This is a genomic window from Cupriavidus sp. BIS7, assembly GCF_000292345.1.
Classification (GTDB): domain Bacteria; phylum Pseudomonadota; class Gammaproteobacteria; order Burkholderiales; family Burkholderiaceae; genus Cupriavidus.
Genome location: NZ_ALOU01000005.1, coordinates 129123 through 149629 on the forward strand (window position 1 = coordinate 129123; position 20507 = coordinate 149629).

General features: G+C 64.1%; 16 protein-coding genes. 8 read left to right on the forward strand and 8 right to left on the reverse strand.

What is annotated here, in order from left to right:
* Nucleotides 1–158 precede the first annotated feature (158 nt).
* Together mnmH and gdhA are read left to right on the forward strand one after the other, a co-directional pair.
* A complete protein-coding gene (mnmH, locus tag B552_RS0101645; protein ID WP_019447253.1) occupies nucleotides 159–1217 on the forward strand; it encodes a tRNA 2-selenouridine(34) synthase MnmH in 1059 nt (352 codons plus the stop codon).
* Between the two features lie 356 nt (nucleotides 1218–1573).
* The gene (gene gdhA / locus B552_RS0101650) at nucleotides 1574–2917 is read left to right on the forward strand and encodes an NADP-specific glutamate dehydrogenase (RefSeq protein WP_019447254.1); all 1344 of its coding nucleotides are present in this window, start codon (nucleotides 1574–1576) and stop codon (nucleotides 2915–2917) included.
* A 102-nt stretch (nucleotides 2918–3019) separates the two neighbouring features.
* Here gdhA and B552_RS0101655 read toward each other — a convergent pair whose 3' ends face one another.
* Together B552_RS0101655 and B552_RS0101660 are read right to left on the reverse strand one after the other, a co-directional pair.
* Nucleotides 3020–4192: a DUF3300 domain-containing protein gene (locus B552_RS0101655; RefSeq protein WP_026035197.1), complete on the reverse strand. Its 1173-nt coding sequence runs from the start codon at nucleotides 4190–4192 to the stop codon at nucleotides 3020–3022.
* Nucleotides 4189–5094: a DUF2950 domain-containing protein gene (locus B552_RS0101660; RefSeq protein WP_026035198.1), complete on the reverse strand. Its 906-nt coding sequence runs from the start codon at nucleotides 5092–5094 to the stop codon at nucleotides 4189–4191. The genes B552_RS0101655 and B552_RS0101660 overlap by 4 nt, the downstream gene beginning before the upstream one ends.
* Nucleotides 5095–5482: 388 nt before the next feature.
* Here B552_RS0101660 and B552_RS0101665 point away from each other — a divergent pair, with 388 nt between their 5' ends.
* From B552_RS0101665 to B552_RS0101685, 5 genes are all read left to right on the forward strand, one after another.
* Nucleotides 5483–6232, forward strand: a complete 750-nt coding sequence (locus B552_RS0101665) for a DUF3304 domain-containing protein (protein WP_051003509.1) — start codon at nucleotides 5483–5485, stop codon at nucleotides 6230–6232.
* A complete protein-coding gene (locus B552_RS0101670) occupies nucleotides 6225–7085 on the forward strand; it encodes a hypothetical protein (RefSeq protein ID WP_348599107.1) in 861 nt (286 codons plus the stop codon). The genes B552_RS0101665 and B552_RS0101670 overlap by 8 nt, the downstream gene beginning before the upstream one ends.
* Before the next feature lie 121 nt (nucleotides 7086–7206).
* On the forward strand, nucleotides 7207–7962 hold the full coding sequence (locus B552_RS0101675) for a DUF3304 domain-containing protein (RefSeq protein ID WP_237718143.1): 756 nt from the start codon (nucleotides 7207–7209) through the stop codon (nucleotides 7960–7962).
* Nucleotides 7955–8815 carry a DUF3304 domain-containing protein gene (locus B552_RS0101680; RefSeq protein ID WP_035879262.1) on the forward strand — a complete coding sequence of 287 codons (861 nt, stop codon included), beginning with the start codon at nucleotides 7955–7957 and terminating at the stop codon, nucleotides 8813–8815. The genes B552_RS0101675 and B552_RS0101680 overlap by 8 nt, the downstream gene beginning before the upstream one ends.
* A gap of 52 nt (nucleotides 8816–8867) precedes the next feature.
* Nucleotides 8868–11051: a DUF2235 domain-containing protein gene (locus tag B552_RS0101685; protein WP_237718142.1), complete on the forward strand. Its 2184-nt coding sequence runs from the start codon at nucleotides 8868–8870 to the stop codon at nucleotides 11049–11051.
* A 161-nt stretch (nucleotides 11052–11212) separates the two neighbouring features.
* Here the strand turns inward: B552_RS0101685 and B552_RS0101690 are convergent, their stop codons facing one another.
* From B552_RS0101690 to B552_RS0101710, 5 genes are all read right to left on the reverse strand, one after another.
* Nucleotides 11213–14338 carry a CusA/CzcA family heavy metal efflux RND transporter gene (locus B552_RS0101690; protein WP_019447262.1) on the reverse strand — a complete coding sequence of 1042 codons (3126 nt, stop codon included), beginning with the start codon at nucleotides 14336–14338 and terminating at the stop codon, nucleotides 11213–11215.
* A 13-nt stretch (nucleotides 14339–14351) separates the two neighbouring features.
* On the reverse strand, nucleotides 14352–15551 hold the full coding sequence (locus tag B552_RS0101695; RefSeq protein WP_019447263.1) for an efflux RND transporter periplasmic adaptor subunit: 1200 nt from the start codon (nucleotides 15549–15551) through the stop codon (nucleotides 14352–14354).
* Nucleotide 15552: 1 nt separating this feature from the next.
* On the reverse strand, nucleotides 15553–16836 hold the full coding sequence (locus B552_RS0101700; protein ID WP_051003504.1) for a TolC family protein: 1284 nt from the start codon (nucleotides 16834–16836) through the stop codon (nucleotides 15553–15555).
* Nucleotides 16837–17175: 339 nt separating this feature from the next.
* Entirely contained in the window at nucleotides 17176–18021 is an 846-nt protein-coding gene (locus tag B552_RS0101705; RefSeq protein ID WP_019447265.1) for a CoA ester lyase, read from the reverse strand.
* Nucleotides 18022–18033: 12 nt separating this feature from the next.
* Nucleotides 18034–19215, reverse strand: coding sequence for a CaiB/BaiF CoA-transferase family protein (locus B552_RS0101710; RefSeq protein ID WP_019447266.1), 1182 nt, complete (start codon nucleotides 19213–19215; stop codon nucleotides 18034–18036).
* 132 nt (nucleotides 19216–19347) lie between these two features.
* Between B552_RS0101710 and B552_RS0101715 the strand changes: the two genes are divergently transcribed.
* Nucleotides 19348–20286, forward strand: coding sequence for a LysR substrate-binding domain-containing protein (locus tag B552_RS0101715; protein WP_019447267.1), 939 nt, complete (start codon nucleotides 19348–19350; stop codon nucleotides 20284–20286).
* Nucleotides 20287–20403: 117 nt separating this feature from the next.
* Here the strand turns inward: B552_RS0101715 and B552_RS28170 are convergent.
* Nucleotides 20404–20507: IS3 family transposase (locus B552_RS28170; RefSeq protein ID WP_157160149.1), on the reverse strand; the 104-nt coding region annotated here is incomplete at its 5' end.

Here is a 20507-nt window from a genome sequence, read left to right on the forward strand (position 1 = left end):
GTACGCCCTATCTCCGTTTTTGCCTCTGCCAGCAGCATTCCCATGAGCACCGATCATTCCCAAGTGGAGGCCACGCCTCCGCTGCATCTCGCCAGCTTTTTGCACGGTGGCCGTGGCAGCAAGATCGCCCGCGGTCAACCGGGACTGACGGTCGCGCCATGAAACCCGTTGTACGCATCGAAGACCGCCACGGTTTCGACACCATCATCGACGCCCGCTCGCCTGCGGAATTCGAGATCGACCACATTCCCGGCGCCATCAATTGCCCCGTTCTCGACAACGAGGAGCGGCGCATCGTCGGCACGCTGTACAAGCAGGTTGGCGCGTTCGAGGCCCGGCGCGTAGGCGGCGCCATGGTGGCGGCCAATCTGGCCCGTCATCTGCACGAACGGTTTGCCGATCAGCCGCAGGGCTGGCGGCCGCTCGTGTATTGCTGGCGCGGCGGGCTGCGCAGCGGCTCGATGACAACCTGGCTGCGCATGGTGGGCTGGGATGCCCAGCAGCTTGCAGGCGGCTACAAGTCCTGGCGGCGCCACGTCATCGCCATGCTGGAGGAACAGTGCCAGCGCCTGCCGCTGGTGGTGATCTGCGGCGCCACGGGCAGTGGCAAGACGCGCGTGCTGCATGAACTGGCTGCCCAGGGCGAACAGGTCCTGGACCTCGAAGGCCTGGCGCAGCACAAGGGGTCGCTGCTCGGCGCGCTGCCGGATACCCCGCAGCCATCGCAAACCGCATTCGAAACCGCCCTGGCGGACGCAATGGAGCGCGTCGATCTTTCCCGTCCGCTATACGTGGAAGGCGAAAGCGCACGAATCGGCACGCTCAACCTGCCGGTGCCGCTGGTTGCCCGCATGCGTGACAGCGTGTGCCTGGAGATTGAGGCCCCGCTCGCGGCGCGGCTCGATTTTCTGTTGCACGACTATGCGTACCTTGGCGATCGCCCCGCGTGGCTGGCCGATCAGCTTGAGCGGCTGAAGCCATTGCACGGCAAGGAGACCATCGGCGCCTGGCAGAGCATGGTCAGCGCTGGCGACCTGCCACACCTGTTCGCCGAACTGGCCACGCGACATTACGACCCTTCCTACGCACGATCGCAACGCAAGCATTTCCACAGGTGGGAAGACCGCATGGTCGTAGCGGCAGACAGCCTGTCGGCACAGGGCATCAAGGCGCTCGCGCATACCATCGCGGAAGTCGTGAAGGCCCGCTCAGCCTGACCGTTGAAGGTCAACTGGACCCGATCGATCGACCCGCCCGGTATTCCGGGGCTCACGATAAAGCGCCGCAAATGCGGCGCTTCTTCATTTCTGCACCGTGTTTTTTGATGCTTTCAATGTGGGACGCTCCATTCTGGTGCTAAGCTTCGTGCCTGTCCGAGACATCCAGCCACAAGCATGGTTGTATGGACATTTGGCATGCCTCCAGCCCTGCGCTGCCGCCGTGGGTTCCCCTATCGGGACTATCGGGATTGCATGCCGCGGCACCCATCAGACAAGCCACCCGGAGCGGTCCTTTCGCCAGGCACACGCCTGGCCCCGAGCGCCGCGCATCGAACTACAAAACCAGAGACATCGTGACTTTCCACACCCTCGATTCCTTCCTGGCCGGGGTTGCCCGGCGTGACCCCAACCAGCCCGAATTCTTCCAGGCCGTGAAGGAGGTCATGATGACCTTGTGGCCGTTCGTTGAGCGCAATACGCGCTACCGCGAGCACGCGCTGCTGGAGAGGCTGGTGGAGCCCGAGCGCGTGATCCAGTTCCGCGTGGCGTGGACCGACGACAAAGGCCAGGTACAGGTGAATCGCGCGTTCCGCGTGCAGCACAGCTCGGCCATTGGCCCGTACAAGGGCGGCATGCGCTTCCACCCGACCGTGAACCTGTCGGTGCTGAAGTTCCTCGGCTTCGAGCAGACCTTCAAGAACGCGCTGACCACACTGCCCATGGGCGGCGGCAAGGGCGGGTCGGACTTCGATCCGAAGGGCAAGTCCGACGCCGAGGTCATGCGCTTCTGCCAGGCGCTGATTGCCGAACTGCACCGTCATCTGGGGCCGGACACCGACGTGCCGGCCGGCGATATCGGCGTGGGCGCACGCGAAGTCGGCTTCATGGCCGGCATGATGAAGAAGCTGTCCAATCAGTCCGCCTGCGTGTTCACAGGCAAGGGCCTGGCGTTTGGCGGCAGCCTGATGCGGCCCGAGGCCACCGGCTATGGCACGGTCTACTTCGCGCAGGAAATGCTGCATCGGCGCGGGCGCGAATTCAACGGCCTGCGCGTCCTGCTGTCCGGGTCGGGCAATGTGGCGCAGTACGCCGCGGAAAAGGCCATCGAACTGGGCGCCAAGGTGCTGACCGTGTCAGACTCCGGCGGCGTGCTGCACTTCCCGCAAGGCATGGACAGCGAGCAGCTGGCAGCGCTGATGAGCTTCAAGAACGAGACGCGCGGCCGGCTGGCCGACTTCGCCATGCAGCACGGCCTGCGTTTCGAGGCCGGCAAGACGCCGTGGCACATTCCCGCCGACGTGGCGCTGCCGTGCGCCACCCAGAACGAACTGGACGGACACGATGCCGAACGCCTGCTGTCGAATGGCGTGTTCTGCGTGGCCGAAGGTGCCAACATGCCGTCCACGCTGGAGGCCGTGGATCGCTTCGTGGCGGCGCGCATCCTGTATGCGCCGGGCAAGGCCAGCAATGCGGGGGGCGTGGCCACCTCGGGACTGGAAATGTCGCAGAACGCCATGCGCATGGCATGGCATCACGCCGAGATCGATGAAAAGCTGCATGCCATCATGAAAGACATCCATGGCAACTGCATCCACTATGGCCAGAAGGAAGATGGCTATATCAACTACGTGGAAGGCGCCAACATCGCCGGCTTCGTCAAGGTTGCAGACGCCATGCTGGCGCAGGGCGTGATCTGACCTGTCTGTGGTGACACCGGATGCAAGGCTGGGCAAGGTGCGAGCCTCTTCGCACCTTGCCAATTCTGCAAGCCGCCCCGCGTGGGCGATTCCCCGGGCGCGCTAGCGTCTTCCGCCGCCGCCCCGGCCTCCGCCGAAACCTCCGCGCCCACCGCCGCCGTAACCGCCTCCGCCCCGGCTGCCGCCCGACCGCAGGCTCGTGTTTCCGCGATTGACGTCCCGCTGCACGGCATTCCCGCCGCCGCCCACGCCCTGGAACCCGTTGTCGCGCCCCCCGGCCGCATCGCGGCCGCGGTATCCGTTGCGCCCATCCGCGCCGGCCATGCTCCTTCCGAATTTCTCGCGTGAGGCGTTGTCGCGATACGCAACCCCCTGACGGTGCTTCGCATCGTGCTGCCAGCGGCCGCCCTCGGCCCTGCGGGCGTCGAAATTCCGGTCGATGTTTTTGGCCTTGTGGTGTTCGACGTGTGCGCCGCCGTTATTCCAGTCGCAATCGCCAAAGATCGCGGCCGCCGCTATCAGGCCGACGCCAAATCCGATGGCGCCGCCATAGGGCGGGTAGTACGCCGGGTACGGCGGCCAGTAGTAATACGGGTAGCCCGGGTAGGGCCAGCCACCGTACACGACGGCCGGGTCATACGTCGGCACGTAGATCACCTGCGGGTCCGCCGGTTCGATGCGCACGATGGTGGTACCGGTGGTCCCAGTGGTCCCACTGGTGGTCGGCGGCTCGACGATCACCTTCTGCTGCGAATTCGACTGGAGGTTGCCAGACTCCTGCGCGCGCTTGCGCAGCCGCTGCACCGCATCGAGAACGTCCTTGGGCTGACCAAGGAATGCGTCGCCAAGCTTCTGGGTCCAGTCGAGCTTGTCGTTCATCGGTTCGAGAACCTGCGGGAAGGCCACCAGCGATTTCACGCTGACGTCCCACGGTTCGCCCTGCACGGCCTTGATTGCGGCGTCGCCTTTCAGATCAGGCCTGGCCTTGAGCCAGCGCGCTGCCTGCGCGACCTCCAGCGGATACGTGGACGCCATCAGCACCTGCGCCAGCAGCGCGTCCGGGTAGAGCGCGATCGGCGCGACCATTGCCTCGATCTCCTCGGCCTTGTAAGGCGCACCCGCGGGCTGGCTCTGGGCTGGCACGCCGGCCTGTCCGGGCGAGGGTTGGGATGGCGCGGGTCCGGACGCAGGCCCCCCGGCAGGAGGAGGAGCCGTCTGACAGCCCGCAAGGGCCAGCAGCACGCAGCCGGTGGTGGCAAGCAGGCGCGGCTTCATGGCGACACCTTCCTCCAGCCAGGCGCTGGATCAAAGGACTGCAGAGCAGCCGCCTTCGCGGCGCTATTGGACCCCAGGTCACGCTGATAGACCTGACCCGTATGGTTGACGATGAACGTCATCACGCCGGTATCCCCATAGCGCACCGGCCATGCCACGACAGCGAACCCGGCGAACAGCCCGCCGTCGAGCATGTAGTTCTTCGAACCGCCGCGCGCGTGTGCGCCCTGTTCGGTCAGCAGCTTGTAGCGGTAGCCGTGATAACCCTCTTCGCTTTCATTGCGCGTGCCCGCGCCAATGAAGGCCGGGCCGAGCGGGCTTGGGGTCTCGCCGGGCCCGGTCGGCCAGTAGAGGCCGTCATGCTTGCCGGGGGTACTCGACAGCTTGTCCGCATAGACCAGCAACTTGCTGCCATCGTGGTACGTCTGCGCGTATTCCTCCTGCGCATCGCAGATGGCCTCCAGCGTCTGCATCACGGCCAGCTCGTTCCGCCCGATGCGGCGCACGCGCATCTCCCGGGCCCCGGCCTGCGTATCGAACTGCCAACCGCTGGCCGATTTGACCAGCGGTACGGGCAAGGTCCAGCCATCGTCGCCAACGGCGATAAGCGCGTGGTTGTCCGACTTGCGGATCGTGTGCGAAACGGCCCAGGCCTTGTTGAACCTTTCCCGGATGTCCGCCCCGACGGGAGGAATCACGTCACGATAGCCCGCGCCGAGCATTTGCTGCAGGGCCGGCTCGTCGTCGCTCTGCACGGCCTTGCCGAAGGCCGTCATCGCCGCGTCGGGCGTGTCGAAGTACTGGGCCGCCATGGCGCCGCGCGCCATCAGGCCAAGCAGCAGCGCGCAACACGCGCAACTGGCAGCGGCGACAAGCCGGGCAAATCCACTTCTTGTTCTCATGTCTGGATCTCCTGCGCATCGTGCACCGCCGCAATCCAACCCTGCGCGCCGGCATCAATGAAAAGAAGTGTAGGGCGAACTTTCCAGAAAGATAACTTCGCGGCAGCGCCGGACAGACGTCTGCCATTCATTTCCCTTCAATCAGGACTATGAAACTTTTAAATCACTTTCAGGTTTCGGCTATTTCCACCGCACTACCTGGTAGTTGACGATCTTGCGGGTCGGGCGCACGCCCCGGCGAGGCACACGTGAGGAGCCCATGATTGAATCTACGCAAATCGATCCCCCTGGACGCGCGCTGCATCGCATGCTGGAAGCCATACAGGCTGTCTGCCGGCGTTGTACAGGCATCAAGCGAAAACTGCTGGGAGCACTGCTCCTCGCTTCGATGCTCGCCACCGGATGCGATGCCTTTTCGTCGGAGCCGACTTACGGTGGCTTGAGCGTGGCGGGGTTCAACTACACGCCCTATAACCTGTCGCGCTTTGTCGTCACAGACAAATACGGCAACCGGGCGGGCGGCGGAGGCGACCTGATGCCGGGTTCGGGCGAGGGGTCGCTCAGTTGCTGCTACAAGCTGAAGGGGACGGAGTTCATGGTGAAGTGGGAGGTCTACGACGCGGATGAGGCCATCAAGGATCTCTACGCGCCGATCAAGAAGATTCACAAAGAGACGACAGTTCATTTGCCACCAACCAAGGTAAATGGCGGGCCTGGCACCCGGGTACTTGGCTTGCATTTCTACCCGGACGATCATGTCGAGTTTGAGTTCCGCACCGACCTGCGGGGCACGCGGATCTTTTATGCAGAGATCGACGACTGGCTGCTGCGCAAACAGGGCAAGACCTTCAATGACACCTTGGAGGACTGGATCGCGTTCCGTCGAACGGCCCGGATCGCTGGGGAAGGTTGGATCAAATACCGGCTCACCGATACCCATGATCTTGGGCAGTACGTTTTCCTGACTTTGCTGAATCCTGCATTCGATCAGCACCCAGCGATCCAACAGATCATCGCTGAGACGAAGGACAATCCAGGCGCGTTTGGTGAGGCCATGGAGAAGCTGCCTGCGGAGGTCGTTGAGGCACTGAAGCGCAACAGTTTCAAGCCGATCGAGACGGGAGGAACCCATGACTGACACCACGCAAATCGCCCCCGTCGATCGCACCCCACACCGGGTGCTGGACGGCATGCGGCGCGCCTACCGGCGACGTGCAAGCACGAGGGGAAGACTGCTGGGAGCACTGCTCCTCGCCTCGATGCTCGCCACCGGTTGTGATGCCTTCTCGTCCGAGCCGACTTACGGCGGCTTGAGCGTGGCAGGGTTCAACTACACGCCGTATAACCTGTCACGCTTTGTGGTCACCGACAACTATGGCAACCGCGCAAGCGGCGGCGGCGACCTCATGCCGGGATCGGGGGCAGGCAGGCTCAGTTGCTGCTACAAGCTGAAGGGGACGGAGTTCATGGTGAAGTGGGAGGTCTACGACGTGGATGAGGCGATCAAGGATCTCTACGCGCCGATCAAGAAGATCCACAAGGAAGCGACAGTTCATTTGCCGCCAACCAAGATCAAAGGCGGGCCTGGCACCCGGGTGCTCGGCTTGCACTTCTACCCCGACGATCATGTCGAGTTCGAGTTCCGCAACGATCTGCGGGGCACAAGGATTTTCTACTCGAAGATTGACTCGTGGCTGCTCAAAAAGCAGGGGAAGACCTTCAATGACACGCTGGAAGATTGGATCGCGTTCCGTCGAACTGCCAGGATCGCAGCGGAAGGCTGGACCAAGTACCGGTTAACCGATACTCAGGATCTTGAGCAGTACGTCTACTACACCCTGCTGATTAACCCGAAGTTCGATGAGCATCCGGCGATCCAACAGATCATCACAGAAACGAAAGACAAGCCCGGCACGTTTGGTGCGGCGATGGAGAACCTGCCTGCCGCGGTTGTCGAGACACTGAAGCGTACGGGAGGAACCCATGACTGAAGCCACGAAACTCGACCCCGCCGACCGCACGCCGCATCGAATGCTGGAAGCCATGCAGGCTGTCTACCGGCGATGTTCAGGCATCAAGCGAAAACTGCTGGGAGCACTGCTCCTCGCTTCAATGCTCGCCACCGGTTGCGATGCCTTCTCGTCTGAGCCGACTTACGGCGGCTTGAGCGTGGCGGGATTCAACTACACGCCCTATAACCTGTCGCGGTTTGTCGTCACCGACAAGTATGGCAACCGCGCGGGCGGCGGCGGTGACCTGATGCCGGGCTCGGGAGAGGGATCGCTCAGCTGCTGCTACAAGCTAAAGGGAACGGAGTTCACGGTGAAGTGGGAAGTCTACGATGCGGACGAGGCCATTCGTGCAATTGATGCCCGTGAACCAATCAAGACGATTCAGAAAACCACGCAGGTTCATTTGCCGCCAACCAAGATCAAAGGCGGGCCTGGCACCCGGGTGCTCGGCCTGCACTTCTACCCCGACGATCATGTCGAGTTTGAGTTCCGATCCGATCTGCGGGGCACGAGGATCTTCTACTCGAAGATTGACTCGTGGCTGCTCAAGAAGCAGGGGAAAACTTTCAATGACACCATGGAGGACGCCGTCGCGTTCCGTCGAACGGCCCGGATCGCAGCGGAAGGCTGGAGCAAGTACCGCTTCACCGATACCCATGATCTTGGGCAGTACGTTTACCTGACTTTGCTGAATCCTGCATTCGATCAGCACCCAGCGATCCAACAGATTATCGCCGAGACGAAGGACAATCCAGGCGCCTTTGGCGCGGCCATGGAGAGCCTGCCTGCGCCCGTCGTTGAGGCACTGAAGCGCAACAGTTTCAAGCCGATCGAGACGGGAAGAACCCATGACTGACACCACAATTATCGATCCCGCCGATCGCACCCCACACCGGGTGCTGGACGGCATGCGGCGCGCCTACCGGCGACGTGCAAGCACGAGGGGAAGACTGCTGGCAGCACTACTCCTCGCTTCAATGCTCGCCACCGGTTGCGATGCATTCTCGTCGGAGCCGACCTACGGCGGCTTGAGCGTGGCGGGGTTCAACTACACGCCCTATAACCTCGATCGGTTCGTCGTCACCGACAAGTATGGCAACCGCGCAAGCGGCGGCGGTGACCTGATGCCAGGCTCAGGCGAAGGCAGGCTAAGTTGCTGCTACAAGCTGAAGGGGACGGAGTTCACGTTGAAGTGGATTGTGGTCGATCAGGACGAATTTCTGAAGGACCCCTATGGGCCGCTCAAGGAGATTCACAAGACAACTCAAGTTCATTTCCCCCCAACCCAGGTCAACGGCGGATCTGGCATCCGGGTGCTCGGCATGCACTTCTACCCCGACGACCATGTCGAGTTTGAATTGCGAGCAGACCTGCGTGGCACGCGGATTCTCTACGCGGATATCTGGGACTGGCTGCGCAAGACTCACCGAGAGCTCATCAACCCGAATCATGAAGAGAACGGCGTCGTGTTTCGCAGGACGGTGCGACTCGCTGCGAGTGGCTGGGTCAAGTATGGCCTCACCGATACAAAGGACTTGGAGCAGTACGTCTATTACACGCTGCTGAATTCGAAGTTCGATCATCACCCCGCCATCCAGCAGATCATCTCTGAAACGAAAGACCAGCCAGGCGCGTTTGGTGCAGCTATGGAGAAGCTGCCTGCCGCGGTTGTCGAGACACTGAAGCGCACGGGAGGAACCCATGACTGACACCACAAAAATCGACCCCGCCGATCGCACGCCACACCGGGTGGTGGACGGCATGCTGATTTCCCACAAGCCATACAAGCACGACGAGTGCATTCCGTGCGGTGCGGTGATCAAGATGGGTTTCTTCTTTGACGGCTTCGGCCGCCATCGCGATCAGGATGATCCGACAACCTCACGCTACTCGAACATCTGCCGCCTTTGGGAAGCTCACCGGGACAATCGCGATTCACGGCGGAAGGATATGCCAAACCAGTTCTGGTACCCGTTCTATTACTCGGGCCTGGGCACGCCGCTGAACAAGGACGCGGAGAACAACGAAATCGTGTCGGCGGCCACCAAGGCGGCGGGCTCCGCCGCGAAATCCGCGACCAATGCCGCCAAGGAAACCGCCCAGAAGGTGACTGGGGTATCAAAGGTGCTTGACCTGAAGAAGATGCCGGCCAAGACGACAAAGCAGGCGCTGTCTGACGCCTTCGATGAAAAATCATGGCGCCCGCTCACCAGGATCTACGGCGACATCATCGAGCAGGCGAAGACCGCACCAGCCAAGGCCGGACGCGTACTGAAGCTCGCGCGTGAGGACCGGTGGGTAAGACGCGGCAAGGCGGCCCTTGGCGCCGCGTGGTACGACGTCAAGAAGAATCCGCTCAAGGCCGTCAATGCGGCTGCGAAAGGCATCCTCGTTGATATCGGGGTGGATACGATCCCGTTCCTGCGGGACAACGCAGCCGTGTCAATGGTATGCGGCACCGGCGTCCAGGACCGGCTGCAGGCCGCGCTCGATCAGTTCGAGGCGGCCTATCAAGATGCGAAATCCCAGATGGACAAGGTCCAGCGCATTGAAGTCTCCGTCTTTGGTGCGGATCGAGGCGGCGTGATCGCGCGGGCCTTTGTGAACGAACTCGTGCGCAGATACAAGCGCCGCACTGACCTGGATTTGCGGATTGGTGGAGAGGTGGGGGAAAAAGGCGATCCGATAGAGATCCGGTTCCTCGGCCTGCTGGACGCGGTGTCCTCGGTCATGGCCGAGAACAAGCTGCTGGGTATTGTGCCGTTCGTGGGCATGATCAAGCAGAACCACGGGGACAGCGAGTTGGGAGTGCCCGCTGCGGTACAGCGATGCGTGCATTTTGCGGCGGCTCACGAACTGCGCTTCTACCAACGTCTGGACAGCCTGGAGAAAACGCGCGGTGACCAGTACCTGTATCCGGGAACCAGCGAGGACATCACGGGCGGTGCCCCGCCGGGGACGATGGGCTTTCGCGCCGAGCTGCAGCGCGTGGCGCTGCGCGACATGCTGTACGAGGCGCTGATGGCGGGCTCGGCCGTTGACATGATGGAATACTTGATCAAAGAAAGAGGCCCGACGTTTCGAAAATTCACCCTCGCAACCCCCATCTCCAACGGCAAGGCCAGCTACAAGATTCCCGAGTTGATCCAGGCTTACCGGGAACTGGTGCCGCGCGAGAAGGGCCTGGACTTCGTGGCCCATATGCAGGTGTTCCTGCGCTGGCTGGCCGTGCGGTACCAGTCGCCGGCGCTTCGCACTTCGGCCACGGCCCATGCCGATGAAGTCAGGCGTCAGCATATCGAACGCGGGCGGGAAATCCGCGAGGCAGAGCAGGCCTATCATGAAGAGCGCCGCCGCGTGCCGTCCGATCGCGTGGCGCAGGGTAAGGCGCTGGCGCGCCTCCACGCGGCCCGGGAGGCGCAGTCCCTGGCGGAGCCCCAAACGGTGTATGAACTGTCGCGTCCCGTTGTGAACGTCTGGGACCGTATCGGGGAGGAGGCAAAGCAACAGCTTCGCCGTCAGTCGCGGCAGGAAGCACTGAAAGACAATGTGACCAGAATCCGCGAGTTTGCACGCAGTGCGGAGGCGTCCATGGCGTCCGACATCGAGTACGGCGCCGACATTGTGGAAGCGTCCCTGATGAGCGACGCCGCACTGGCGCTTGTCCAGGCATGGAAAGATGGCGTCGATGGCAGAAACCCGCTGCCTGAGAAGGTCATGACGCTGTTTGACATGCTGGTGCATGACACGATGTTGACCAGTTGGCACGATCACATCCTGTCCTCAACGCTCTACTTCCGGACGCGGGACGTCGATACATTCGGGAAGACCGATGAGCAGGCAGAGACGAAACGCCGGGAGAGCGATGAGCGCCGGGCACAGCGCGTCGATCAGATGCCGGTAATGCGAGCCCCCGATGTACGCGCGCCCAGGCTGCAACGCTGAGGCCAGGTCATTCGACCAAAACCATCGCAATTCACCTGAACCGCTTTGCCGGCAAAAAAACAAAACCCCACACGGGTGGTGTGGGGTTCGTCAGCAGTCTGAGGCCGGGGATCGCTCCCCGGCCTTCTCTCACATCAACTCACATCAACTCGCATCAACCATCAGTTCGCCATCGAGTCCGTCAGACGGCTCTCATCGCTGCCGTTCTCTTTTGGCTCATCCGGCCACGACCGGGCCACCATCCACTCGTAGAGCGTAGGCAACACGATCAGCGTCAGCAGCGTTGCCGTAATCAGGCCGCCGATGATCACGATGGCCAGCGGCCGTTGCGTTTCCGAGCCGATGGCGCGCGAGATTGCCATTGGGAACAGGCCCAGCATCGCCAGCATCGCGGTCATCAGCACCGTGCGCAGACGGTCCATCGAGCCGGTCAGCACGGCCTCGCGCACCGGCATGCCTTCGTCACGCAGCTGGTTGAAGTAGGTCACCATCACCACGCCGTTCAGCACGGCCTGGCCGAACAGCGCGATAAAGCCGATGGCCGCCGACACCGACAGCGGAATGCCGGTCAGGAACAGCGCGAACACGCCGCCGATCAGCGCGAACGGAATGTTCGAGATGATCAGCGCGGCGCTCTTGAACGACTGGAACGCATTGAACAGCAGCAGGAAGATCAGCAGCACCGACAGCGGCACCACGATCGACAGGCGCGCCATCGCGCGTTCCTGGTTCTCGAACTCGCCGGACCAGCTGATCTTGACGTCATCGGCGTTGACGTTCTTCTTCACCAGGTCCTGCATGTCCTTCACCACGCTGCCCATGTCGCGGTCGTGGATGAAGATGCCGATCGACGTCGTGCGCTGGCCGTTCTCGCGGCTGATGTTCATCGCGCCCGAAGCAGCGCGGAACGTCACGAGCTGGGACAGCGGCACCTGCGCGCCATCGGCGGTCTGCATGAAGATGTTCGGCAGGTTCGGCAGTTCACGCTCACCCGGCTTCAGGCGCACCACCACGCTGAAGTGCTTTTCGCCCTCCCACAGTTCCGTGGCCGCCTTGCCGCCCAGCGCGCTTTCCATCAGGTCCTGCACGTCGGCCACGTTGATGCCGTAACGGGCCGCCTGAGCGCGGTCGAAGTCCAGCACGTACTGCGGCAGTTCGCCGTCCCGGTCGATAAACGCGCGCATCACGCCACGTACCGACTGGACGTTGGCCAGGATCTGGTCCGCCACCTTCTTGTTGTGCTCCAGGCTGTCGCTCTGCACCTTGATGACGATCTGGCCCTTGATCTGCGAAATGCTCTCAAGGATGTTGTCGCGCACCGGCTGCGAGAAGTTCGGCTCGATGCCCGGCATCTTGCGCAGGTTGCGGTTGATTTCCTCGATGATCTTGCGCTTGTCCAGGCCCGCACGCCATGCCTTGTCGTTCTTCAGGTCGACCAGGATTTCCACGGTGTTGATCAGCTTCGGATCGGTACCGTCATCGGGACGGCCCACCTTGGAGATCGTCGTGTTGACTTCCGGGGTCGTGCGGATCACGTTGCGCAGCAGGCGGGCCTGGTCGCGCGCCTCGTCCAGCGACACCGATGCAGGCAGGTCGAAGCTGACCCACATCGAACCCTCGTCAAGCTCAGGCAGGAATTCGCTGCCAAGGAACTTGCCCACGCCAACCGTGGCCACCAGCAGGCCCACCGCAATGCCCACGACCTTCTTCTTGTTGTCGAGCGCCCAGGCCAGCATCGGTTCATAGATGCGCTTGCAGTGGCGCACCACGAAGTTGTCCTCGTGCGCGATGTTCTTCTTGAGCAGCAGGTGGCACAGCAGCGGCACCACCGTCAGCGAGATGATCAGCGAACCGACCAGCGCGCCGGTCACCGTGTAGGCCATCGGCGCGAAGATCTTCCCTTCGTGGCGTTGCAGCGTGAAGATCGGGATGTGCGCCGCGATGATGATGATCATCGAGAACACGGTCGGACGGCCCACCTCGGTGGTGGCCTGCAGGATTGCGTGCAGCCGCGCCTTGTTGTCCTTGATCTGCTGTTCCTTGAGCTCGCCCAGCCGCTTGAAGATGTTCTCGACCACGATCACCGCGCCGTCCACGATGATGCCGAAGTCCATGGCCCCCAGCGACAGCAGGTTGGCAGGAATCCCCACCCACGTCAGGCCGATGAACGTGGACAGCAGTGCCAGCGGAATCACGATTGCCACGATCGCGGCTGCACGCACGTTGGCCAGGAACAGGTACAGCACGGCCATCACCAGCAGCGCGCCTTCCACCAGGTTGCCAAACACGGTGTGCAGCGTCTTGTCGATCAGCGTGGAACGGTCGTAGTACGGCACGACCTTGACGCCCTTGGGCAGGATCTGGCTGTCGAGCAGGTCGATCTTCTTCTTGAGCGCCTCAAGCACGATCGACGGGTTCTCGCCCTTGCGCATCACCACGATGCCCGAGACGATATCGTCCTCGTCGTCCTGCCCCATCAGGCCCTGCGGCGGCGCCGCGCCGATCTTCACCTCGGCGATGTCCTTGACCAGGATCGGCGTGCCGTTGTTCTCGGCCACCACCACGTTGGCGATGTCAGCCGAGCTGCGGAAGCTGCCCAGCGAACGCAGCAGGTATTGCTGGCGGCCATGCGCCACCGACCCGCCGCCGGCGTTCGAGTTGCCGCGCTGCAGCGCCGTGAACAACTGCGCGAGCGAGACCTTGCTGTCGCGCATGCGGCCGAGGTTCGGATTGACCTCGTACTGCTTGGTGGTGCCGCCGATCGTCACCACGTCCGCCACGCCCGGCACCTGGCGCAGGTTCTTCTCCACCACCCAGTCCTGCAGCGTGCGCAGTTCCTGTGCGGTGTAGCCCTTGCCGGCCAGGCGGAAGCGATAGATTTCGCCGATGGCGGTGGACAGCGGCGCCAGTTCGGGCTGCACGCCGTCTGGCAGGTCCACGCTGCGCAGCCGCTCGATGATCTGCTGGCGCGCGATGATGTCGGTGGCCTTGTCGTTGAAGGTCACCATCATGAACGACAGGCCGAACTGCGTGTGCGAGAACACGCGCACCGAATTCGGCGTGCCGGCCAGCGCGGTTTCGATCGGGATCGTGACCTGGCGCTCCACTTCCTCGGCGGCGCGGCCCGGGTACAACGTGATTACGTTGACCTGGATGTCCGAGACGTCAGGGAACGCTTCGATCGGCAGGTTCTTGAAGGCGGCCAGGCCACCCGCGATAAAAATGATCAGGCCGAGCCAGACAAACAGCTTCTGGTGCAGCGCGAAACTAACGATACGAGAAATCATGGGGCTGCCGTCCTCAGTGCTTGGCAGCCGCGCGCGCGGCGTTCACCGCGGTGGCATCGCGCAGGATGTCCTGCAGGTAGAGATTGCCGTCGGTGATCACCACGTCGCCCTCCTTCAGGCCCGCCACCACTTCTGCCGTGCCGGGAATCGTCACGCCCAGCTTGACCTCGCGGCGCTCGAACTTGTTGGGCGCTGTGCGCACGAACACGTAGTTGTTGTTGTCGGCCAGGAACACGGCCTTGGACGGCACGGCGATGCCCTGGAACGACGCGGCCTTCATCTTCGCCGTGACGAACATCTCGGCTTTCAGGCGGTGGTCAGTATTCGGCACGGACAGGCGCACCTTGACGCTGCGCGACGTGGGGTCCACGTAGTCCGCGATCTTGACCACGGTGCCCGTGAACGTCTCGCCCGGATAGGCGGCGCTGACCAGCTGCACGTTCACACCGGGCTTGAAGTGGCCGAGGTCGGCCTCGGCGGCATCGAGCTGGGCCCACAGCGTGGTCGGGTCGGTGATCAGGTACAGCGGCGCGGTGGGCGGCTGGTCGGGGCGCAGTTCCATGCCCGGGTTGATATTGCGTTCAACCACCAGGCCGTCGATCGGGCTGCGCAGCGCGAAGCGCTGGTTCACGCTATCGCCACCGGATGCGCCATACATGCGCAGCGCGGCCTGCGTGCGCTGCTGGTCCGCGGCGGCACGCGCGTTGTCGGCCTGGGCCTGCTCCAGATCCTTCTGGGCGATGATGCCCGCCTGGTAGAGCTCGCGCTGGCGCGCCAGCGCCTTGGACGCCACGGCGCTGTCGGCTGCGGCCTTGCGCGCATCGGCCTGGGCCGAGCCGAAATCGGGCGACGTCAGCATCGCCAGGGGCTGGCCGGTCTTCACGGTGGTGCCGGGCTGCACCATGATTTCCATCACGCGGCCCGCAAACGGCGAAGCCACGCGCACGGTCTTGTCCTCGTTCCAGACCAGCCGGCCCGGCATGCTCAGCATGCGGTCGCCGCCGCTCTTCACGGGCTGGCCGACGATGCCCGGCAGCGACTTCACGCTGGCCGGGTACTCGATGACCTGGCCGGCGACCTTCGGTTCGTCGTCGTTCTCGGGTACTTCCTTCTTGCCGCACGCGCCCAGTACGAGCACACACAGCGACAGCGCGGCGGCCAGGCGCACGGCGGCCATGCGGGGGAAGCGGGAATCGCGGGTATCGGACGGCATGTTATGGGCGCGATGCATCGGTTCGGACCTGGGGAAGCTTGTTGATATCGGAATTGGTGGCCTGCAGTGCCGCGCGGTACGCGGAGAAGGCCTTGGCGTAGGTGCCCTGCACGTCGACCGCATCGAGGCGCGTCTGGCGCAAAGCGCGGCGCGCGTCGAGCAGGTCCAGCACGCCGGTGGCACCCTTCGAATAGGCGAACTCGGCGCTTTGCGCCACGCTCTCGGCAGCCGGCAGCACCGAAGTCTGCATCTGCTGCAGCGACGCCCGCGCGGATTCAAGCTGGCTGCGCAGGCGTTCGATGTCGTTCTGCGCGGCCAGCAGGATGCGGTTGCGATCGTCGAGCGCTGCGTAGTAGTCCACCTCGGCGCGGCGCGCTTCACCGCCGAAGCTGTGGCGCACGTACAGCGGAATCGAAACGAACACGCCGTAGCTGTTGCCGCTGCCGTTGGTGTTGGCCTCGGACTGCGGCCAGTGCTCATACTGCGCGCCCACGGTCACGTCCGGCACGCGGCCGGCACGAGCCAGGTCGCGTGCGGAGGCGGCAGCGGCAAGCCGTGCTTCGGCAGCCGTTACGTCCGGGCGGCGCTGCAGCACATCGGGGTCGACCGGCGGCACCGGGGTATCGAGCGCGGGCCAGTCCGGCACCAGGCGGTTGTCCGTCAGCGTGCCCGGCACGCCGATGGTGGCGGCCAGCGCGGCCTTGTTGCCGACAAAGTCGGATTGGGCGGCGCGCAGGTCGCTCTGGGCCCGCAGCGTTTCAAGCTGCAGCTTGGTGACGTCGGCGCGCGCCACGTCACCGGCCTTCAGCCGCGCCTCGTTGGCCTGCTGCGTCCGTGCATAGAGACCCACTGTTTCCGTCAGCACTTCCACGCGGCTCTGGCTGGCCACGGCGTCATACCACGCCTGCTCCACGGCACTGAGCTGCTGGGCCACCACGGCCTGAGTCTGCTCACCGGCGGCGGCACTGGCCTTGCGGGCCGCATCGGTGCGCAGGTTGCCCTTGTTGGCGGTCTCGATCACCTGGTCGACACGCACGGTCGAATCCACGGTCTTGCTGCGCCAGTTACCGGCGCCAACGCCAAGATGCGGGTTGATATTGGCCACGCCAAGGCTCAATACCGGGTTGGGACGCTGGGATGCGATCTGGACATCGGCCTGGCTGGCTTCTTCGCCACGGCGGGCCGTGATGATGTCGCGGTTGCAGCGCTGCGCGTCAAGGCGCGCCTGTGCCAGCGTCAGCGTGGCCTTTGCGGGCGGAGGCACGCAGGGGCCATCCGGAGGCATGGGTCCGCTGGCGGCGTGCCCGGCGGCGGCAGCCACGGCGAGCAGCGTCGCCGCGGTGACTCGGAAAACGGGAGGATGCACGGTCAGTCTGGCTCGTTCGACTTAATCGGGAGTAAACGATCATGTCCGCCAAACGGTGCACCGGGGTGACACTTTTATTGTCTTAGACCCAGGACATTCATATTCGTGTTCTCCCGCAGCGTGCATGATCTCGCGCGCATATTCAGCCTGAGCTTCATTACAAATAGCTTTCATCCTGCCTGCAACCGGCTTGATTTGCGGCAAACCCACGGTCAGGGAAAACACGAATTGGCGCTCCGCCCGCGCCGGAGCGAACGCTCAATCCACACCAGCCGCGACGATGCGCTGCGCCCGCTCAAGGACCGGGCGATCGACCATTTTCCCGTCCACGGCGATCGCCGCGCCCCGTGCGGCGGCGGCCTGATCGACCACGCGCCTCGCCCACGCCAGTTCCTCCGCCGAAGGCGCCAGTGCCGCATGGACGCCGGCCACCTGGCTCGGGTGGATCAGCAGCTTGGCCCCAAAGCCGAATCGGCGCGCACGGGCGGTGTCGGCGGCCAGCGCGTCGGCATCGCCGATTGCGGTGCACACACCGTCCACCGGCGCCGGCAGCCCGGCGGCGCGCGATTGCATGACCAGTTCGCTGCGGAAGTGATGAAGCGGCGCGTCGTCATCGCCGACATCGAGATCGAACATCAGGTCGATGCTGCCGAACAGCAGCCGCGTGACGCCCGGCGCGCGAGCAACGTCGCGCAGATCGGCAAACCCGGCGGCGGTCTCCATCAGTGCACAGCATGGGATGGTGGGCAACACGCCGCGCAAGGCTGCCAGCGACGGGCCGTCCGCCTTGGGCAACACCAATTCGCGCACCCGATGAGCGTCGCAAAACGCAAGATCGTCGGCGAAATACTCGGTATCTGCACCGTTTACACGGACAAGCAGCACTACGCCGGCGGCATCGGCCTGATCCTGCAGGCCGCGCCAGGGGCCGCCAAGACCGGCTCGCGCGGCCGCCTTGGCATCTGGCGCCACGGCATCCTCAAGGTCGACGATCACGGCGTCGGCCCCGGCCGCGATGGCCTTGCCGATGCGGTCTGGACGCGATGCCGGAACGAACAGGTAGCTGCGAGGGAGGTAACTACGCGGGACTGGGCTGGCTGTCATGGCGCGCTCCCGTCAGACCACGCCATGGGCATGGAGCCGGGCAATCTGCTCGGCGCCACAGCCGGCCTCGGCCAGGATGGCGTCGGTATGCTGCCCAGCCGCCGGAACCGGGTCCATGCGCGCATCGGTCATGCCGGGCGGCAGCAGGGCCGGCACCTGCCCTGCCGGCGTGTCCACCTTTCGCCAGCGCTCGCGGGCAGCCAGTTGCGGATGGGCCCAGACGTCGGCCATCGTATTGACATTGGCGTTGGCGATTTTCGCCTCTTCCAGCCGCTGCACCACCTGCGCGGCGGTCAGATGCGCGAACGTCTCGACGATACGGGCGCGCAATTGGGCGCGATTGGCGCTGCGCAGGCTGTTGGTGGCAAACGCCGCGTGCGTGGCCAGTTCCGGCTCCTGCAGCACCGTCTTGCAGAACACCGCCCATTCGCGCTCGTTCTGCAGGCCAAGCATGACGGTCTTGCCGTCGCCGGTCGGGAACGGGCCATACGGGTAGATCGTGGCGTGGGCCGCCCCGGCGCGCGGCGGCGGCTCGGCGCCATCGAACGCGTAGTACATCGGAAAACTCATCCACTCGACCATCGATTCGAGCATCGACACGTCGATATGCTTGCCGCGTCCGGTCTGCCCGCGCTCGATCAGCGCAGCCAGCACGTTGCTGTAGGCGTACATGCCGGCGGCGATGTCCGCCACCGAAGCACCCGCCTTGACGCCCTCTTCTGGCGTGCCCGTGACCGAAACGAAGCCCGATTCGCTCTGCACCAGCAGGTCGTAGGCCTTTTTGTCGCGGTACGGGCCATCGCCGCCATAGCCCGAGATATCGCAGACGATCAGCCGTGGGTAGCGCTTCGACAGCGTCTCGTAATCGAGCCCGAGCCGCGCCGATGCGCCCGGCGCAAGGTTCTGGACCAGCACGTCTGTCCTGGCCAGCAGCGCTTCCAGCACTGGCGCGGCGGCCGGAGCCTTGACGTCGAGCGTCAGGCTTTCCTTCGAGCGGTTGGTCCAGACAAAGTGGGAAGACAGCCCGCGTACGCGGCCGTCGTAGGCGCGAGCGAAGTCGCCGGGGCCGGGCCGCTCGATCTTGATGACGCGCGCACCAAGGTCGGCAAGCTGGCGTGTGCAGAATGGCGCCGCAATCGCCTGCTCCAGCGAGAGGACGGTAATGCCTTCAAGGGGGCCGTGAGGTCGGGACATGGCAGTGTCTTGGGTGTGGGTGGCACGATGCCGCCAATCTACCCGCCTGCCCGCACCATGTGAAATAGGGATTGCCGGAGGCTCCATAAGTAAAATCAATACTTTGCACCCCTGAAGCCTCCCGGAGACCCTATGGACATCCGCGCCATGCGCTATTTCGTCGCCATCGTCGACCACGGCAGCCTGACCCGCGCGGCCGAGGTGGTCTGCGTGGCGCAGCCCGCCCTTTCGCAGCAGCTTGCCGCGCTGGAGGACGAATTCGGCGTGCCGCTGGTGCACCGCAGCGCAAAGGGTGTGCGCCCCACGGAAGCCGGCAAGACGCTCTATCGCCATGTGCGCAATATCCTTCGCCAGGTGGAACTTGCCGGGGCCGACGTGCGCGTGGCCGGTGCCGAGGTGTCCGGCACGGTTGCCATCGGCCTGCCCACTACCGCAGCCGCGGCGTTTGGCATGGCGCTGGTGCGCACCGTGCGGCAGCGCTATCCGCAGGTCAGGCTGCAGTTGTTCGAGAGCATGAGCGGGTACATCTCCGAACTGCTGAACCAGAACCGGCTCGACTTTGCGATCCTGTTTCGGGACACCCCATCGCGCGCGGTGGAGCCCGAGCCACTGGCCAGCGAGCCGCTCTACCTGATCGGCGCGCCCCCTGCGGCATCGCCACGCGCGGGCAAGCGAGCCGCCACCACCGTCGATACCGTCCCGCTCAAGGCGCTCGACGGCATCCCGCTGGTCCTGCCGAGCGGATCGCAGGGGCTGCGCGAGGTGGTCGAGCGCGCGTTTGCCAAGGCCGGCATGAACCTCAACGTGGTGGCCGACCTGGATTCGCTGCCGTTCCTTCTGGCGTCCGCCCGCGAAGGATTGGCCTGCACGATCCTGCCGGCGTCGTCACTCGGCGATGGCGACACCACTGTGCCGCGCCGCCTGATCGTGCCCGAACTGCGGCGCACGCTGTCGCTGTGCTGGCCACGGGCGCTGCCGCGGTCGAATGCGGCTGAGGCAGTGGCCGAGGTGTTGCGGGAGATCGTCGGGGAAAAGATTGCGCTGGGGCAGTCGCTGGCGCCGCCGGGTTGATGGGGTTCGGTGAGCATGAGCGGGGCTGGTGTTTGAGAGGCCGGCCCTCTCCCCCACCCCTCTCCCACATGTGAACTGACCCCATAAAGTTGGAGAGTGGTAGTGCCCGGGCGATGCCTAGGCTGAGCAGAACTGAGCCCTGTACTTTGCAGGGCTCAGTCCTTTGAGCTTGAGCTTGATGCGGTCGTGATTGTAATAGTGGATGTAGCGATTCACCCCGG

Coding starts and splice junctions, on each gene's coding strand:
- B552_RS0101655 (WP_026035197.1), bottom strand. CDS start 4,192: ATGAAGCCGCGCCTGCTTGCCACCACCGGCTGCGTGCTGCTGGCCCTT.
- mnmH (WP_019447253.1), top strand. CDS start 159: ATGAAACCCGTTGTACGCATCGAAGACCGCCACGGTTTCGACACCATC.
- B552_RS0101695 (WP_019447263.1), bottom strand. CDS start 15,551: ATGCCGTCCGATACCCGCGATTCCCGCTTCCCCCGCATGGCCGCCGTG.
- B552_RS0101670 (WP_348599107.1), top strand. CDS start 6,225: ATGACTGACACCACGCAAATCGCCCCCGTCGATCGCACCCCACACCGG.
- B552_RS0101660 (WP_026035198.1), bottom strand. CDS start 5,094: ATGAGAACAAGAAGTGGATTTGCCCGGCTTGTCGCCGCTGCCAGTTGC.
- B552_RS0101690 (WP_019447262.1), bottom strand. CDS start 14,338: ATGATTTCTCGTATCGTTAGTTTCGCGCTGCACCAGAAGCTGTTTGTC.
- B552_RS0101665 (WP_051003509.1), top strand. CDS start 5,483: ATGCTCGCCACCGGATGCGATGCCTTTTCGTCGGAGCCGACTTACGGT.
- B552_RS0101675 (WP_237718143.1), top strand. CDS start 7,207: ATGCTCGCCACCGGTTGCGATGCCTTCTCGTCTGAGCCGACTTACGGC.
- B552_RS0101715 (WP_019447267.1), top strand. CDS start 19,348: ATGGACATCCGCGCCATGCGCTATTTCGTCGCCATCGTCGACCACGGC.
- B552_RS0101680 (WP_035879262.1), top strand. CDS start 7,955: ATGACTGACACCACAATTATCGATCCCGCCGATCGCACCCCACACCGG.
- B552_RS0101685 (WP_237718142.1), top strand. CDS start 8,868: ATGCTGATTTCCCACAAGCCATACAAGCACGACGAGTGCATTCCGTGC.
- B552_RS0101710 (WP_019447266.1), bottom strand. CDS start 19,215: ATGTCCCGACCTCACGGCCCCCTTGAAGGCATTACCGTCCTCTCGCTG.
- B552_RS0101700 (WP_051003504.1), bottom strand. CDS start 16,836: ATGCCTCCGGATGGCCCCTGCGTGCCTCCGCCCGCAAAGGCCACGCTG.
- B552_RS0101705 (WP_019447265.1), bottom strand. CDS start 18,021: ATGACAGCCAGCCCAGTCCCGCGTAGTTACCTCCCTCGCAGCTACCTG.